This is a genomic window from Bacillus stercoris (assembly GCF_029772985.1).
In the GTDB taxonomy this organism is placed as follows: Bacteria; Bacillota; Bacilli; order Bacillales; family Bacillaceae; genus Bacillus; species Bacillus stercoris.
The window spans coordinates 4028995-4045213 of sequence record NZ_CP121861.1 but is presented as its reverse complement, the minus strand read 5'-3'; the positions used below and the strand labels follow the sequence as shown (position 1 = coordinate 4045213).

The 16219-nt window shown below is 45.8% G+C and carries 16 protein-coding genes; 12 read left to right on the top strand and 4 right to left on the bottom strand.

Annotated elements, in window-relative coordinates; all coding sequences use genetic code 11:
* Positions 1 to 390 precede the first annotated feature (390 nt).
* The 5 genes from QA442_RS20840 to QA442_RS20820 all read left to right on the top strand — a co-directional run bounded on the left by QA442_RS20840 (position 391) and on the right by QA442_RS20820 (position 6125).
* On the top strand, positions 391 to 543 hold the full coding sequence (locus tag QA442_RS20840) for a hypothetical protein (RefSeq protein WP_176465929.1): 153 nt from the start codon (positions 391 to 393) through the stop codon (positions 541 to 543).
* 77 nt (positions 544 to 620) lie between these two features.
* Positions 621 to 1112 (top strand): DUF6773 family protein, encoded by a 492-nt coding sequence (locus tag QA442_RS20835; RefSeq protein ID WP_071581403.1) that lies wholly within the window; start codon positions 621 to 623, stop codon positions 1110 to 1112.
* 235 nt (positions 1113 to 1347) lie between these two features.
* Positions 1348 to 3327 (top strand): alpha-amylase, encoded by a 1980-nt coding sequence (gene amyE, locus QA442_RS20830; RefSeq protein WP_279473394.1) that lies wholly within the window; start codon positions 1348 to 1350, stop codon positions 3325 to 3327.
* A 175-nt stretch (positions 3328 to 3502) separates the two neighbouring features.
* Positions 3503 to 4468: an L-lactate dehydrogenase gene (locus QA442_RS20825; protein WP_069839801.1), complete on the top strand. Its 966-nt coding sequence runs from the start codon at positions 3503 to 3505 to the stop codon at positions 4466 to 4468.
* Positions 4469 to 4499: 31 nt separating this feature from the next.
* Positions 4500 to 6125 (top strand): L-lactate permease, encoded by a 1626-nt coding sequence (locus QA442_RS20820; RefSeq protein WP_251199244.1) that lies wholly within the window; start codon positions 4500 to 4502, stop codon positions 6123 to 6125.
* Between the two features lie 43 nt (positions 6126 to 6168).
* On the opposite strand, the gene bmr3 is transcribed toward QA442_RS20820, so the two are convergent.
* A complete protein-coding gene (gene bmr3 / locus QA442_RS20815; RefSeq protein WP_040084243.1) occupies positions 6169 to 7707 on the bottom strand; it encodes a multidrug efflux MFS transporter Bmr3 in 1539 nt (512 codons plus the stop codon).
* 112 nt (positions 7708 to 7819) lie between these two features.
* Between bmr3 and QA442_RS20810 the strand changes: the two genes are divergently transcribed.
* The 3 genes from QA442_RS20810 (at position 7820) to QA442_RS20800 (ending at position 9818) form a co-directional block, all read left to right on the top strand.
* Positions 7820 to 8284: a MarR family transcriptional regulator gene (locus QA442_RS20810; protein WP_014662695.1), complete on the top strand. Its 465-nt coding sequence runs from the start codon at positions 7820 to 7822 to the stop codon at positions 8282 to 8284.
* 73 nt (positions 8285 to 8357) lie between these two features.
* On the top strand, positions 8358 to 8987 hold the full coding sequence (locus QA442_RS20805; protein WP_069839804.1) for a LysE family translocator: 630 nt from the start codon (positions 8358 to 8360) through the stop codon (positions 8985 to 8987).
* Between the two features lie 69 nt (positions 8988 to 9056).
* Complete coding sequence (locus tag QA442_RS20800) at positions 9057 to 9818, top strand: YqcI/YcgG family protein (protein WP_279473393.1); 762 nt, start codon at positions 9057 to 9059, stop codon at positions 9816 to 9818.
* 1 nt (position 9819) lies between these two features.
* On the opposite strand, the gene QA442_RS20795 is transcribed toward QA442_RS20800, so the two are convergent.
* On the bottom strand, positions 9820 to 11160 hold the full coding sequence (locus QA442_RS20795) for an amino acid permease (protein WP_014662698.1): 1341 nt from the start codon (positions 11158 to 11160) through the stop codon (positions 9820 to 9822).
* A 129-nt stretch (positions 11161 to 11289) separates the two neighbouring features.
* On the opposite strand from QA442_RS20795, the gene QA442_RS20790 reads away from it, so the two are divergent.
* Positions 11290 to 11886 (top strand): DUF1989 domain-containing protein, encoded by a 597-nt coding sequence (locus tag QA442_RS20790; RefSeq protein WP_003246345.1) that lies wholly within the window; start codon positions 11290 to 11292, stop codon positions 11884 to 11886.
* 129 nt (positions 11887 to 12015) lie between these two features.
* Positions 12016 to 12834 carry an NAD(+) synthase gene (nadE, locus tag QA442_RS20785; protein WP_071578697.1) on the top strand — a complete coding sequence of 273 codons (819 nt, stop codon included), beginning with the start codon at positions 12016 to 12018 and terminating at the stop codon, positions 12832 to 12834.
* 49 nt (positions 12835 to 12883) lie between these two features.
* Here the strand turns inward: nadE and tmrB are convergent, their stop codons facing one another.
* On the bottom strand, positions 12884 to 13477 hold the full coding sequence (tmrB, locus tag QA442_RS20780; RefSeq protein WP_147772878.1) for a tunicamycin resistance ATP-binding TmrB: 594 nt from the start codon (positions 13475 to 13477) through the stop codon (positions 12884 to 12886).
* 256 nt (positions 13478 to 13733) lie between these two features.
* On the opposite strand from tmrB, the gene QA442_RS20775 reads away from it, so the two are divergent.
* The gene (locus QA442_RS20775; RefSeq protein WP_071581393.1) at positions 13734 to 14294 is read left to right on the top strand and encodes a shikimate kinase; all 561 of its coding nucleotides are present in this window, start codon (positions 13734 to 13736) and stop codon (positions 14292 to 14294) included.
* Positions 14295 to 14321: 27 nt separating this feature from the next.
* Here QA442_RS20775 and QA442_RS20770 read toward each other — a convergent pair whose 3' ends face one another.
* Positions 14322 to 15083: a class I SAM-dependent methyltransferase gene (locus tag QA442_RS20770; protein WP_279473392.1), complete on the bottom strand. Its 762-nt coding sequence runs from the start codon at positions 15081 to 15083 to the stop codon at positions 14322 to 14324.
* A gap of 117 nt (positions 15084 to 15200) precedes the next feature.
* Here QA442_RS20770 and QA442_RS20765 point away from each other — a divergent pair, with 117 nt between their 5' ends.
* Positions 15201 to 16175, top strand: coding sequence for a LysR family transcriptional regulator (locus QA442_RS20765; RefSeq protein WP_279473391.1), 975 nt, complete (start codon positions 15201 to 15203; stop codon positions 16173 to 16175).
* Positions 16176 to 16219 lie beyond the last annotated feature (44 nt).

Genomic DNA, 16219 nt, shown 5'->3' with positions numbered 1-16219 from the left:
AGGGAGAAGGAAAATAAGCCAATCCCTTTTTTTCCGCACTTCTCCTAGATAATCGTTTGTCTCTAAAAGGAAAGTTGTTGTCGAGCCCACAATGATACCAATAAGGCTTCCGAAAATGATCCATCGAACAAGAGTGGAAAAGAAGTTTTTATACTTTAGTATGATTTCAGTCATCCACTACCCTCATTTCGCATTTCTAGCTGCTTAACTTATGTCTATTTTGATACGCTTACTTTTGCGATTTTTGGTTACATGTTTGATTTGTCAGCATGTAAAACGATCTAAGCTACTGTTTGAACCTATTATTGCCCATTGGTCATAAATTGATGAGCGAAATTTTAAAGCAAAAGGATGCTTCTAAATGAATCAGCTCTTACAAAGGGTGGAATGGTGAAGCATCCGGCTGAAGGCCGCAGCCAATTTTGGATGCTGTGCGTGCCGCAAGCGGGATTTTCGTATGTGAAGCGGCTGCGGTATATACTGCCGCTCACTCTGATTCGGCTCATCTTGACTAGGGGACTGGCTTGTGCGGCGGGCTTTTGATTTATTCATTGCAGAAGCACAGGCTGTTATTGTAAGATGTAAGCCAAAGCCATTCGTAAAAGTGCGGGAGGAAGGTCATGAATAATCTGCGTAATAGACTTTCAGGCGTGAATGGGGAAAATAAGAGAGTAAAAGAAAAAGAACAAAAAATCTGGTCGGAGATTGGGATGATAGCGGGATCGTTTGCGCTCCTTGATGTGATCATCCGCGGCATTATGTTTGAATTTCCGTTTAAAGAATGGGCTGCAAGCCTTGTGTTTTTGTTCCTCATCATCTTATATTACTGCATCAGGGCAGGAGCGTCAGGAATGCTCATGCCGAGAATAGACACCGAAGAAGAACTGCGAAAACGGGTAAAGCAGCAGCGAATAGATTCAATTGCGGTCGCCTTTGCGGTAGTGGTGCTTACGATGTACGACAGGGGGATTCCCCATACATTCTTCGCTTGGCTGAAAATGATTCTTCTTTTTATCGTCTGTAGCGGCGTTCTATTTTTGCTTCGATATGTGATTGTGAAGCTGGCTTACAGAGGAGCGGTAAAAGAAGAAGCAAAGAAGAAATCATCTTGATGGTGGTTTCTTTTTTTGTTTATAAGAGCAAAGTCTTTTTATTTGATAGGAATATAGATTTGAATTCACTCTGCCGCGTTGCTTTGATAGAGAGGGTGTGATAAGTTCAAATGTAAGCGTTAACATAATTCTTCTCCAGTCTTCACAACAGTTGAAAGGAGGAAGCTGAAGAAAGAGTAAGAGGAATTTTTGACTCCGCAGTCAGTCTTCAAAAATCAAATAAGGAGTGTCAAAAATGTTTAAAAAACGATTCAAAACCTCTTTACTGCCGTTATTCGCTGGATTTTTGTTGCTGTTTCATATGGTTTTGGCAGGACCGGCGGCTGCAAATGCTGAAACTGCAAACAAATCGAATGAGGTGACCGATTCATCGGTCAAAAACGGGACCATTCTTCATGCTTGGAATTGGTCATTTAATACGTTAAAACACAATATGAAGGACATTCATGATGCAGGATATACAGCCATTCAGACGTCTCCGATTAACCAAGTAAAGGAAGGGAACCAAGGAAATAAAAGCATGTCGAACTGGTACTGGCTCTATCAGCCGACATCGTACCAAATTGGCAACCACTACTTAGGCACTGAACAAGAATTTAAAGAAATGTGTGCAGCTGCTGAAGAATATGGCGTAAAAGTCATAGTTGACGCGGTCATCAATCATACCACCAGTGACTATGCCGCCATTTCTAATGAGATTAAGAGTATTCCAAACTGGACACACGGAAACACACAAATTAAAAATTGGTCGGACCGATGGGACATCACTCAAAATGCATTGCTAGGGCTGTATGATTGGAATACACAGAACACTGAGGTGCAAACCTATCTGAAACGTTTCTTAGAAAGAGCATTGGATGACGGAGCAGACGGGTTCCGCTATGATGCCGCCAAGCATATAGAGCTTCCGGATGATGGGAATTACGGCAGCCAATTTTGGCCGAATATCACAAATACATCGGCGGAGTTCCAATACGGAGAAATCCTGCAGGATAGTGCCTCCAGGGATGCTGCATATGCGAATTATATGAATGTGACAGCGTCTAACTATGGGCATTCCATAAGGTCCGCTTTAAAGAACCATAATCTGAGTGTATCGAATCTCTCCCACTATGCCTCTGATGTGTCTGCGGACAAGTTAGTGACATGGGTGGAGTCACATGATACGTATGCCAATGATGATGAAGAGTCCACATGGATGAGTGATGACGATATCCGTTTAGGCTGGGCAGTGATTGGTTCGCGCTCAGGAAGCACGCCTCTTTTCTTTTCCAGGCCTGAGGGCGGCGGAAATGGTGTAAGATTTCCAGGGAAAAGTCAAATAGGAGATCGCGGGAGCGCCTTATTTAAAGATCAGGCGATCACTGCGGTCAATCAATTTCACAATGAAATGGCCGGGCAGCCTGAGGAACTCTCAAATCCGAATGGGAACAATCAAATATTTATGAATCAGCGCGGCTCAAAAGGTGTTGTGCTGGCAAATGCAGGTTCCTCTTCTGTCAGCATAAATGCTCCAACGAAATTACCTGATGGCAGCTATGATAATAAAGCCGGGACCGGTTCATTTCAAGTCAGGGACAGTAAACTGACAGGCACGATCAATGCCAGATCTGTGGCTGTGCTTTATCCTGACGATATTGCAAATGCGCCTCAAGTTTTCCTTGAGAATTACAAAGCAGGCGTAACACATTCTTTCAATGATCAACTGACGATTACCCTGCGTGCAGATGCGAACACAACAAAAGCTGTTTATCAAATCAATAATGGACAAGAGACAGCGTTTAAAGATGGAGATCAATTCACAATCGGAAAAGAAGATCCATTTGGCAAAACATACACCATCATGTTAAAAGGAACGAACAGTGATGGTGTAACGAGGACCGAGGAGTACAGTTTTGTTAAAAGAGATCCAGCTTCGGCCAAAACCATCGGCTATCAAAATCCGAATCATTGGAGTCAGGTAAATGCTTATATCTATAAACAGGATGGGGGCGGGGCAACTGAATTGACCGGATCTTGGCCTGGAAAACCAATGACTAAAAATGCAGACGGAATTTACACGCTGACGCTGCCTGCGGATACGGATACAACCAACGCCAAAGTGATTTTTAATAATGGCAGTGCCCAAGTGCCTGGCCAGAATCAGCCTGGCTTTGATTACGTGCAAAATGGTTTATATAATGACGCGGGCTTAAGCGGTTCTCTTCCTTATTGAGAACAAGGCTGACGGGTTATAGTGAAAGAAACCATCATAGATGGTTTCTTTTTTGTTCATAAATCAGACAAAACTTTTCTCTTGCAAAAGTTTGTGAAGTATTGCACAATATAAATGTGAAATACTTCACAAATAAAAAGACATCAAAGAGAAACATACCCTGGAAGGATGATTAATGATGAACAAACATGTAAATAAAGTAGCTTTAATCGGAGCGGGTTTTGTTGGAAGCAGTTATGCATTTGCGTTAATTAACCAAGGGATCACAGATGAGCTTGTGGTCATTGATCTAAATAAAGAAAAAGCAATGGGCGATGTAATGGATTTAAACCACGGAAAGGCGTTTGCGCCGCAACCGGTCAAAACATCTTTCGGAACATATGAAGACTGCAAGGATGCTGATATTGTCTGCATTTGCGCCGGAGCAAACCAAAAACCTGGTGAGACACGCCTTGAATTAGTAGAAAAGAACTTAAAGATTTTCAAAGGCATTGTCGGTGAAGTTATGGCAAGCGGATTTGACGGCATTTTCTTAATCGCGACAAATCCGGTTGATATCCTGACTTACGCGACATGGAAATTCAGCGGCCTGCCAAAAGAGCGGGTGATCGGAAGCGGCACAACACTAGATTCTGCGAGATTCCGTTACATGCTGAGCGAATACTTTGGCGCAGCGCCTCAAAATGTGCACGCGCATATTATCGGAGAGCACGGCGACACTGAGCTTCCTGTTTGGAGCCACGCGAATGTCGGCGGTGTGCCGGTCAGTGAACTCGTTGAGAAAAACGATGCGTACAAACAAGAGGAGCTTGACCAAATTGTAGATGACGTGAAAAACGCAGCTTACCATATCATTGAGAAAAAAGGCGCGACTTATTATGGCGTTGCGATGAGTCTTGCCCGCATTACAAAAGCGATTCTTCATAATGAAAACAGCATATTAACTGTCAGCACATATGTGGACGGGCAATACGGTGCAGATGACGTGTACATCGGTGTTCCAGCTGTCGTGAACCGCGGAGGGATCGCTGGTATCACTGAGCTGAACTTGAATGAGAAAGAAAAAGAACAGTTCCTTCACAGCGCCGGCGTCCTTAAAAACATTTTAAAGCCTCATTTTGCAGAACAAAAAGTCAACTAACCGCAACTTTAGAGTAAAGGGCTGATTGTCAATGTGGGAGCAGTTGTATGATCCGTTTGGAAACGAGTATGTGAGCGCACTTGTGGCGCTCACTCCGATTCTCTTTTTTCTTTTGGCTTTAACTGTTTTGAAAATGAAAGGCATACTTGCGGCGTTTCTTACTCTAGCCGTCAGTTTCTTCGTCTCCGTTTTGGCATTTCACATGCCGGTTGAAAAAGCGATTTCTTCTGTTTTGCTAGGAATCGGGAGCGGGCTGTGGCCCATTGGCTACATCGTCCTGATGGCGGTGTGGCTGTATAAAATCGCAGTGAAAACCGGGAAATTTACTATTATTCGGTCCAGCATTGCCGGCATTTCGCCTGACCAACGATTACAGCTATTATTAATTGGCTTTTGTTTTAACGCGTTTTTGGAAGGCGCGGCCGGTTTTGGTGTTCCGATTGCGATCAGCGCGGCGCTGCTCGTCGAACTTGGTTTTAAACCGTTAAAAGCGGCAGCGCTCTGCTTGATCGCAAACGCAGCTTCCGGAGCCTTTGGGGCAATCGGGATTCCTGTCATCACAGGGGCGCAGATTGGTGATTTGTCTGCTCTTGAGCTGTCACGGACATTGATGTGGACACTGCCGATGATCTCATTTTTCATACCGTTTCTGCTTGTATTCCTATTAGATCGAATGAAAGGAATCAAACAGACATGGCCTGCCCTTCTGGTTGTGAGCGGTGGGTATACAGCGGTTCAGACACTGACAATGGCAGTGCTCGGGCCGGAATTAGCCAACATTTTGGCGGCCTTGTTCAGCATGGGCGGGCTTGCCCTCTTCCTCCGCAAATGGCAGCCGAAAGAGATTTATAGGGAGGAAGGAGCCGGCGATGCTGGTGAGCAAAAGACATACCGTGCCGCTGACATTGCGAAAGCGTGGTCACCTTTCTACATTTTAACTGCGGCAATCACCATCTGGAGCCTTCCCGCCTTCAAAGCGCTTTTCCAAGAAGGCGGACTGTTATATCAAACAACGCTCCTGTTCAAAATGCCTTTTCTGCACCAGCAAATTATGAAAATGCCGCCGATTGCGCCATCTGCCATGCCGTTAGATGCGGTCTTGAAAGTTGATTTGCTGTCAGCGACTGGTACAGCGATTTTAGCCGCAGTCATCGTGACAGGACTGTTCAGCAAAAACTTCTCCTCTCGAGATGCCTTTGCTTCCTTGAAGGAGACAGGAAAAGAGCTGTGGGTGCCGATTATCACGATCTGCTTCGTGATGGGGTTTGCCAATCTGGCCAACTTCGCAGGGCTCAGCTCTTCAATTGGATTAGCGCTGGCGAAAACAGGAGACCTGTTCCCGTTTGTCAGTCCCGTTCTCGGCTGGATCGGCGTGTTCATTACCGGATCTGTTGTCAGCAATAACGCTTTGTTCGGACATTTGCAGGTTGTCACCGGAGCGCAGATCGGTGCGGGTTCTGACTTGCTGTTGGCCGCAAATACTGCGGGCGGGGTCATGGCAAAACTTGTTTCTCCTCAATCTATCGCCATCGCTGCCGCAGCGGTCGGCCAAACAGGCAAGGAATCTAAACTGTTTAAACGGACAGTGGCGTACAGCCTGATTCTTTTATTGGGCATATGTATTTGGACGTTTATTCTTGCAAGATTAGGAGTGTAATAGAAAAAAGCAGTACATGCCCAGCATGTACTGCTTTTTTATGTTAATTTGCTTTCTTTGTTATTTCGGCTGTTGTCTTCACTCTGGCTTTTCCCATAAACAAAATGGTAATCGCCGCGAGGACAATTGGAATCAAAGCGAGCAAAAATACATACGTGATACTTGATGACATCGCGTCAATAATGCGATTCAGGATTGCGTCAGGAATTTGGGAACGTGTTCCCGCTTGGAAAATCTCCTGCGGGTCGCCGATATTTTGCGCCGCGCCTGATCCCGCTGAGCCTTTCATGCCGCTGAAGGCGTCGCTCAGCTTGTTTGTGAATACGTTTGTTTGCACCGTTCCGAAAATGGTGACGCCCAGGGTCATGCCGAATGATCGCAAAAACGAATTTGTAGAGTTTGCCGTTCCCCGAAAGCGGGGTTCGAGGTCATTCATCGATGCCGCCGGCAGCAGTGAGAAGTTAAAGCCTACGCCAAAGCCTGAAATCATCATAAAGACTGTCAGCCATACCCGTGCTGTGTCAGGCGTCATATTGGAAAGAAGCAGCATGCCGATAAAGAAAGCTATAACAGATATCAGCATCAAATTGCGGAAGCTTGCCTTCGTTTGGAAGATCCCGCCGATCATGCTGCCGATGACTGATCCAATCATCATTGGCGTCAAAATGAAGCCCGCGCTTGTCGCTGAGCTGCCGTAGACCGCCTGAACGAAAATCGGAATAAATACCGCTAAAATAATGAATGTTCCGCCATACAGGAAAGCAAGAATCTGTGCTGTGGCAAACAATCTGTTTTTAAACATCCAGAACGAAATGATCGGCTCTTCCGCTTTTCTCTCCACAATAAAAAAGGCGATGAAGAAAACAGCGAATACAATAAACAGCCCAATGATCTGAATGGAGTTCCAATCGTATGTTTTGCCGCCAAGCTCAAGGGCGAACATCAGGCATACAATGGATACGACTAAGGTAATCGCGCCGCCCCAGTCAATTTTTTGCTTTCTGGGCTCCAGAGATTCTTTGTAATAGCGAATAATGAAAAACAATGACAATGCGCCGATCGGCACATTAATGTAAAACACCCAGTGCCAGCTGATCGAATCTGTAATGATTGCGCCTAAAAGCGGCCCAAGAACACTGGATAATCCGAATACAGCGCCGAACATGCCGGACATTTTTCCGCGTTTTTCCGGCGGAAACAAATCAAAGATAATCGTAAAGGCAATCGGCAGGAGCGCGCCGCCCCCGATTCCTTGAATGGCCCGGTAGATGATCAGCTGATTCATCGTCTGGGCAATTCCGCATAAAGCCGAACCGATTAAGAAAAAAATGAGTCCAAACAGGAAAAAACGTTTTCGGCCGTACATATCGGAAAGCTTGCCGTAAATCGGCATGCCAGCCATAACCGCCACCATATAGGATGCCGTCACCCAGGCAAATTTATCGAAGCTTCCAAGATCGGCTACGATGTTGCCCATCGCGGTGGCAACAATCGTATTGTCCATCGCGGACATCAAGATGCCCAGCAGGAGACCGAGAACAACAAATTTTGTGGAAGCCTGTTTTGCTGTTGTTGTGTCCATTTGTTCTACCTCCTCTTACTTTTCTATGTAAGTTCTGATATCATGATAATAGTTTGATTATTGAATATCTCGATTATCAAGATAAACTCGATTTTATAGGGAGGACTGTCAGTTGTCAACAAGAAATTCCAGAAGTGAGTTGGAAAAGACTGCTGTTCAGCTTTTTCGAAAACTGGGCACAAGAACGGTTCTGTTTCATCAGGCAGCCGCTCAAGCTCTCGGTCTGTTTCCCACCGATTTGAAATCAGCTGACATTTTAAATGAAGCAGGACCGATGACGGCCGGAGAGCTGGGGAAAAAAACCGGACTTAGCACGGGTTCCGTCACGGCGCTTGTTGACCGGCTGGAAAAAGCGGGGTATGTGGCTCGTGAAAAGGACCCGAACGATCGCAGGAGAGTCGTAATCGTCCCTTTGACTGCTTCGAAAAAACATATAAAGGATTTGTTCCGTCCTCTGTCTGAGTCGACGATGGATTTGTGCTGCGAATATACGGAAGAGGAACTGGAACTCATTTTCAGTTTTGTAGGCAAAGCCGCTGATATCATGGAGAAAGAGCTTCAACGTTTGAAACAGTAAGTGAAATTGTGCATAGCTTGGCCCGTTCCCGAATAAATTGTACAAGTTACGTAAGAGAAGGGAGTACGGGCCGGTGAACATTTTTTTGAGCTATATTGTGCTGGGACTGTCCTTGTCTGCGCCTGTGGGGCCAGTGAATGCGGCGCAAATAGACAAAGGAATTAAAAACGGTTTTTGGCATGCATGGATATTTGGTTTAGGCGCCATGACAGCGGATGGGCTGTACATGCTTTTTATCTATTTCGGGCTGTCACAGTTTTTGACCGCTCCATTTGTAAAAACGTTTTTGTGGCTCTTCGGCTTTTTTGTGCTGACCTATACTGGAATTGAAACGCTGAAAAACGTCAGAGAGCCGATGGATGTGCGAAGCTCGCGGGGAAAACCGTCATTCCGGAAAACGTTCGCTTCAGGTTTTCTCATTTCACTCTCAAATCCATTGAGCATCCTTTTTTGGCTTGGAATTTACGGAAGCATTCTTGCGAAAACAGCAGAGGCCTACAATATGAATCAGCTGCTGATCTATAGCTCCGGCATCATGATCGGCATTTTAATCTGGGATTTCTGCATGGCGATTACAGCCAGTACATTCAGAAACCTGCTTCATGAAAAGCTATTGAGAGGATTGACCGGAATGGCCGGTGTATCACTCCTCGTGTTTGGCCTTTACTTTGGTTATCAGGGCATCAAACAGTTATTGGGCTGATTCATAAAGGACAGTCACCTGCCGCTTCCAGTTTTAATATAGTATCCAGATGATACTGGAGGTGGATCAATGGTGAGTGGGATTTACACCAAAAGTTTTCTGGAACGTATTCAAGAAGAGCTTCCTGAATGGCAAAGAATCGCTTTTGAGCTGCTGGCAGAAACTCTGGCGGACGATGCGGATACGTTTCCGTGCATTCCCGGACGCCAGGCGTTTCTGACTGATCAGCTTCGCATTGCTTTTGCCGGAGATCCGCGGGAAAACCGTACAGCGGAGGAACTGGCTCCGTTGCTTGCGGAGTACGGAAAGATATCGCGGGACACTGGAAAATACGCATCCCTCGTTGTGTTGTTTGATACACCGGAAGATTTGGCGGAGCATTATTCGATTGAAGCGTATGAAGAGCTGTTTTGGCGCTTTTTAAATAGACTGAGTGAACAAGACGAAAAAGAATGGCCGGAAGACATTCCGGCCGATCCCGAGCATTATAAATGGGAGTTTTGTTTTGACGGCGAACCGTACTTTATTCTTTGCGCTACACCGGGGCACGAGGCGAGAAAAAGCCGAAGCTTTCCTTTTTTTATGATCACCTTTCAGCCGAGATGGGTGTTTGAAGAGTTAAATGGCTCAACCGCTTTTGGCCGCAACATGAGCAGCCTGATCCGCTCCCGTTTAGAGGCCTATGATGAAGCTCCGATTCACCCGAAATTAGGCTGGTATGGAGAAAAGGATAATCGTGAATGGAAGCAGTATTTCCTCCGTGATGACGAAAAACAGGTATCAAAGTGCCCATTTTCTTATTTAAAGAACATGTTCAACAAACTGAAATAAATCACGGACTTGCAGGGCGGTCTTTATGACCCTGCTTTTTTTGATAGATCATGGTCACGATGGCGATGATCACAAGAAAACCGATGCTCACAAAAAAACCGGGCCGGCTTGATTTTTCAAACAATGTACCGGACACAGCCGCAGCAATCAGAATCATCGCTAAATAAATTTGCGTTTTTCCCATGCCCTCAGGATCAGTCAGCTTTTTGCTGGAGAACAGGATAAACAGCCAAGTGTATAAAAGCATAAGCCCCGCGGCTGTTGTCATATGCTCATAAATGTTTTTAGGCAGCACTAATGACAGAATAATGGAGAGGATAAGCCCCGCAAACGTCAGCCCCAGTGCCGGCCAGCATATTTTTTTGCCTTCCTTTAGAGTAAAGCATTTCGGCGCGTCGCCGTCATCAGCCATCGTACAAAGCAATGTCGTAACCGCAAAAAGCGAAGCGACAAGGGTCGAGAACCCGGCGATGATGAAAATCCCGTTAAATATATCGAGGATGATCTCAAGGTTATATCCTTTTAACGACGTAATGAACGGACTGTCCTGTTCAGTGAACGAGTGTAACGGAACCAAAAGCAGAGCCAGCCCGATTGAAATGATATAAACAATCGCCAGTGTCGCCAGCATCAGTTTCCCTGATTTAGACGCTTCCTCAGGTTTTTTTAAGTGAACCGCCATCAGCCCCATGACTTCAATTCCGCCAAAGGCGTAAAATGCGTAGATTAAACCTGTCCACAGCCCCATGGCGCCGTATGGGAAAAACTCACTCGTCTTATTTGGAACATGTATGCCATGATTTCCGCCTGACAGGATACCGCATAACGCCAGGATGGCAATGACAATAAACATAAAAATAGCGGCTGTTTTAATCACTGCCAGCACGTTTTCTGTCTTTTCAAAGACAGACAGGCCGGTGAAAATAATAAGAAGCCCCAGTACCGCGTAGATTGAGGCAAACACCCATAGCGGCACTTGAGGAAACCAATGCTTCGTAAATAGCGAAATGGCTGTCAGCTGGCTGCCGGTAATCAGCATTTCTGACGACCAGTACACCCAGCCGTTGCTGAAGCCTGCCCATTTGCCGAATGCTTTCCGGGCATACGCACAAAACGAGCCCTTTTCCGGTTGCTTCGCCGACAGCTTGGCGAGCTGTTCAAAGACAAAATACGTACCGATCCCTGCGATCAGAAATGAAAGGAGAACGGAAAAACCACTTTTTACAATTGCGATGCTGGAACCGAGAAAAAAGCCAGTTCCAATCGTGCAGCCGACTCCGATCAGTGACAGCTGCCACCAAGCCAGATTCCCTTTTGGCTGGTCTTTTTTTGTTTGGCTCATTATTTATTCAACCCCTTTTATCTAAGGTTAGATTGTGATCTGTCCGTAGCTTATATACATCGGATTTTTGCCTCTTTTTACATGGAGAAGGAAGCGGACGCTCATACTAATGAAAAAAGGAGCAAACCAATGACACAGCAATATATCGTGGAGCCGAAAAAAGGGCTTGGGCTGAAGCTGAAAAAGGGGCAGATTTTGAAGGTGGTTGATGTAGAAGGCCAGCAGGTGGCTGATTTTGTTGCATACCATGCCAAGGATTTTTATGAACACCTTGATCAGGGAGCGACGATAGACGCCAATCACTCCATTCATGTGAAGGTCAACGACCATCTCTACTCCAACCTGTACAAGCCGATGCTAACACTGATTGAAGATACGGTCGGCAAGCATGACCTGCTTCTGCCCGCCTGCCGTCCTGATATGAACAGGCTCTTATACGGCAAGCAAAAGGATGAGTTTCAGGATACGTGCTATGACAATATGAACCGTGCGCTTGAACAGTTTGGCGTGCCGAAGCCTCACATGCATTATCCCTTTGCGATTTTTATGAATACCGTTCTTGATGAGAAAGGGAATCTGTCTGTGGAAACACCGCTTTCAAATGCCGGAGATTACGTAAGGCTTAGGGCGGAGATGGATTTAATTGTCGCGTTTTCTTCCTGCCCGATTGAAAAAGGGAAATGCAATGGCGACAGTGTGACATCCATACGGGTTGAAGTCAGCTGATCTCTCTTGTTCACTGTGAATGAAGACCTGTGCTATATTTAAGAGGGATACATAACAGTCATGATTCATTTTCATTGATTTGGGGAAATGAACAGTAACAAGGGAAAATGTACAGGAGGAATGATTGGGATGAGCATGCAGGAAAAGATTATGCGTGAGTTACATGTGAAGCCCTCAATTGATCCAAAGCAAGAAATTGAGGACCGAGTCAATTTTTTAAAACAATATGTAAAGAAAACCGGTGCTAAAGGCTTTGTATTGGGAATCAGCGGCGGCCAGGATTCAACGCTTGCGGGAAGACTCGCTCAGCTTGCGGTGGAGAGCATTCGCGAGGAGGGCGGGGACGCTCAATTTATCGCGGTCCGTCTTCCGCATGGCACACAGCAGGATGAAGACGATGCCCAGCTCGCTTTGAAGTTTATTAAGCCGGATAAATCATGGAAGTTTGATATTAAATCGACAGTCAGCGCGTTTTCGGATCAGTATCAGCAGGAAACAGGCGACCAGCTGACTGACTTTAATAAAGGAAACGTAAAAGCGAGAACAAGAATGATTGCGCAATACGCGATCGGCGGCCAGGAAGGCCTTCTTGTGTTAGGAACAGATCATGCGGCTGAAGCAGTGACTGGTTTCTTTACGAAGTACGGTGACGGCGGAGCAGACCTCCTGCCGCTGACAGGCTTGACGAAGCGCCAGGGAAGAAGCCTGCTGAAAGAGCTGGGTGCACCGGAACGCTTATATTTAAAAGAACCAACTGCCGATCTGCTCGATGAAAAACCGCAGCAGTCGGATGAAACAGAGCTTGGCATTTCCTACGAAGAGATTGACGATTATCTCGAAGGAAAACAAGTATCAGCGAAAGTATCAGAAGCATTGGAAAAACGCTACAGCATGACTGAACATAAACGTCAGGTTCCAGCGTCAATGTTTGATGACTGGTGGAAATAAGTAGAAGAAAGCCCGCTCTCGGAGCGGGCTTTTGTCATGTCCCGGCGCTTTATTTGATGCGGATATGATTCAGTTTAACCCTTAATCTGTCGGTGAACCTTCGGAGACTGCCTCTCGTATCAGGATCTAATGGGAGCTCGGCTCTCGCGGCAATGGTTTCTGCCACATCCTGAATCGACAGGTTGTCTGTTTGAATGCGGCCCTCAAAAATGGGTGATGATAATCCTTCAACGCAGCGGTCAATTTGTTTGGCGGCCCATGAGTTTTTTCCTTCTGCTCTGGTACGCAGCCGTTTTAACAAGGTTTCCTTTGAAGCCATTAGTGTAAAGTGGTGAACGATCCTGCCTTCATGTCTGAGCCTGTCGATGATCTCATTGAAGTATTCAGGATGCACAATCGTCATAGGCACAATAATGATGCCGCGGTATGTATCTGTCAGAGAAGCTAGCAAACGGTAATTGAACGTCCGCCATAAGGGATAGCTTTGAAAATCGTCCTCTGCAATCTCCTGCGGCACCATGGAGCGCAGCGCAAAGCCCATTTTCTCAGGATCATACACATAAGAGGATTTTAGCCTTCTGTGCAGTTCGAAGGCTGTTTGTGTTTTTCCGGAACCGAATGCCCCGTTTATCCAAATGATCATTGCCATTTCTCCCTTCTTATTTATCATACAAAAAAAGACCCTTCGATCGAAGAATCAGCTGGAAAAACACGGAAGGTTTTAATGCTTTTTTGCGTCGAAGTATTAAAATATCTGCAGAAATGTTGTACAATGAATGTCATTCAGGCAAAAACGTTTGAAACGGAAAAGGACGGGCAAGCCGGCATCTATATAAATATTCGCTAAATAAGCATATAATGAAAATAAAATTTCATTCCTTAGGAGGATTTCGCCGAAGATGAACGCTAAACGAGCCATCCCAGTAAGAGAAAGAAATATCGTCCTGATCGGATTCATGGGTGTTGGAAAAACAACAATCGGCCAATTGGTCGCTAAAAAATTATATAGAGATTTTATCGATATTGACCAAGAGATCGAAAAGGATTTCAACATGTCAATCCCTGAAATGTTTGAGGAAAAGGGAGAAGACTTTTTCCGAAAAACGGAGAAGGCATATATTTTAGACATCTGCCAACATAAACGGTTCAAAATCGTTTCATTGGGCGGGGGGTCTTTTAAACAAGAGGAAATCAGAAATTGCTGTCTGGAAAACTGTCTCGTGCTCCATCTGGACCTGTCATGGGAGAACTGGAAGCAGCGCGCGGATTTATTGATTGAAAGCCGCCCGGTGCTGCATAACCGTTCAATGGATGAAATGGAACAGCTGTTTAACGAGAGAAAAGTCATTTATGACAAGCACAATTCAAAAGTGGCAACAGACAACCTTTCCCCGGAAGAGGTTGCCGATTACATTGTAGAGACATTAAAAATTGGCTGGGATCTTTATCAGCCGATGTAAAAAGCCGTGCGCAGCGCACGGCTTTTTTTATCGTTTTATCCCTTGTATCAAAATCGCTTTTAAACAAAAGGAGTCGGGCTGTCCGTTTTGGTTCAATGTAATACAGAATGTGTCTTGTGCTTCGTCTGATGCGTGATTCAAGTGGGTAATGATTTGTTTTTCCCGGTCAGCGGAAGTTCCGCCTCGTTTGATCCAGCTATCATATTGAATCGGCAAATTCCACTTTTGGATGTCATGATAGGCCAGTTGGTTGGCGCTGAACATCGCCTGCCATTCTGATAATGAGCTTTCTCGAACATGGGAAGGGTCTCGAAGCCGGTTCAACTGATTGACAAACTCATCAAGAATGGGATCTTCAGGCGCGTAGTGATCCACTAAAAGAAAACGTCCGTCCTGTTTCAATACGCGCGCAACCTCGCTGACGGCTTTGCGGACATTTGAAAAATGGTGGGCTGCGTATCGGCAGGTGATGATATCAAATGAATCGTCAGGGAAGGGAAGTAACTCTGCCGTTCCTTGTTGAAAGCGTACGTTTTCAGCTCCTTTTTCTTGCGCGAAGGAGGACGCAACCTCTACCATCTCTTTCGTCGCATCAATACCGATGCACTCCTGTACATAAGGAGAAAATGCCAGCGCCGTATGTCCGGCACCCGCTCCGATATCCAGCACCCGATGCTCTGCCCGGCATTCCGCCGTTTTGATCATCAGCCCCAAATCTTCCCCCTCGGCAAATACCTTCTCATCCCGATACATCTCGGCATTTGTAGAAAACGGTGTTTCATTTGTCATTTGAACCAGCTCCTTCTTTTGTTTGATGATGATATGGATTATGTTAGCAATTTCTGTTATGATTCGTCCAAGATATAAAAATGATAAAAACGATAGGTTCAACCTATGGAGGCTGAAATGGATATTAGAGTAATGGAATACGCAGCGGAAATCGCCCGGCACCAAAGCTTTACAAAAGCGGCGGAGCATCTTCATATCGCTCAGCCGTCTCTCAGCCAGCAAATCAAAAAGCTTGAGGCAGAGCTGGGCCTTACTCTTTTTCACAGATCCCACGGCTCTGTTACAATGACACCCCACGGCAGGCGTTTCATTGAAAAAGCCGAGGACATCATTCGTTCCAGAAATGACTTGCTCCGGGAGATGCAGGAGCGCTCGCAAGGACTGGGGCAAAAGCTTTCGATTGGAATTCCTGCTGTAACAGGGAGATATCTCTTTCCGCCGCTGCTGAAGCAGTTTTTGGCGCGCTATCCCCATGTGGAGGTTCAGCTTGTTGAAAAAGATCCGGTTTCATTAGAGGAAATGACGGCAAAGGGAGAGGTTGACCTTTCTGTTTTATCCTTGCCGATCGAAGATGAACGGCTCTCCATTACACCCTTGCTCACGGAACCGATTGTTCTCGCAGTGCCGAAGGAAAAGCAAAGATGGATGCCGCCGGAAATGATCGCGCTGATTGAGAAAGCGCTGGAAGGTAAAGAGGGCCGCCAGCCGTGCGTGCCGCTTGACATGGTCAGGCAGGTGCCGTTTATTCTGTTAAAAGAAGGCTTCGGCTTTCGCAGAACAGTTCTCGATCTCTGTGCGGAAAGCGGCTTTAAGCCGAATGCTGCCTTTAAGACGAGCCATATTGAAACGGCCCAATCCCTTGTGGCTAACGGATTAGGTGTGACAATGGCGCCGAATATGGTCAGAAGGGATAAAGATCCGGGTGTGATCTATTTATCGATTCAATCCGCGCCATCACGAACCCTCGTCTTTGTCTTTCTAAAGAACCGCTATGTCAGTCTGACAGCCCGGGCCTTTATGGAACTGAGCCGGGAAGGCCTTAAACAAACGTTTGATGAAAGCTGTCTGGGAAACAAAGATGAAAATATTTAGAAAACAAATCCGAAACATGATAGTATAGGAATACAAACTAAATC

Coding starts and splice junctions, on each gene's coding strand:
- QA442_RS20835 (WP_071581403.1), top strand. CDS start 621: ATGAATAATCTGCGTAATAGACTTTCAGGCGTGAATGGGGAAAATAAG.
- amyE (WP_279473394.1), top strand. CDS start 1,348: ATGTTTAAAAAACGATTCAAAACCTCTTTACTGCCGTTATTCGCTGGA.
- QA442_RS20825 (WP_069839801.1), top strand. CDS start 3,503: ATGATGAACAAACATGTAAATAAAGTAGCTTTAATCGGAGCGGGTTTT.
- QA442_RS20820 (WP_251199244.1), top strand. CDS start 4,500: ATGTGGGAGCAGTTGTATGATCCGTTTGGAAACGAGTATGTGAGCGCA.
- bmr3 (WP_040084243.1), bottom strand. CDS start 7,707: ATGGACACAACAACAGCAAAACAGGCTTCCACAAAATTTGTTGTTCTC.
- QA442_RS20800 (WP_279473393.1), top strand. CDS start 9,057: ATGGTGAGTGGGATTTACACCAAAAGTTTTCTGGAACGTATTCAAGAA.
- QA442_RS20795 (WP_014662698.1), bottom strand. CDS start 11,160: ATGAGCCAAACAAAAAAAGACCAGCCAAAAGGGAATCTGGCTTGGTGG.
- QA442_RS20790 (WP_003246345.1), top strand. CDS start 11,290: ATGACACAGCAATATATCGTGGAGCCGAAAAAAGGGCTTGGGCTGAAG.
- nadE (WP_071578697.1), top strand. CDS start 12,016: ATGAGCATGCAGGAAAAGATTATGCGTGAGTTACATGTGAAGCCCTCA.
- tmrB (WP_147772878.1), bottom strand. CDS start 13,477: ATGATCATTTGGATAAACGGGGCATTCGGTTCCGGAAAAACACAAACA.
- QA442_RS20775 (WP_071581393.1), top strand. CDS start 13,734: ATGAACGCTAAACGAGCCATCCCAGTAAGAGAAAGAAATATCGTCCTG.
- QA442_RS20770 (WP_279473392.1), bottom strand. CDS start 15,083: ATGACAAATGAAACACCGTTTTCTACAAATGCCGAGATGTATCGGGAT.
- QA442_RS20765 (WP_279473391.1), top strand. CDS start 15,201: ATGGATATTAGAGTAATGGAATACGCAGCGGAAATCGCCCGGCACCAA.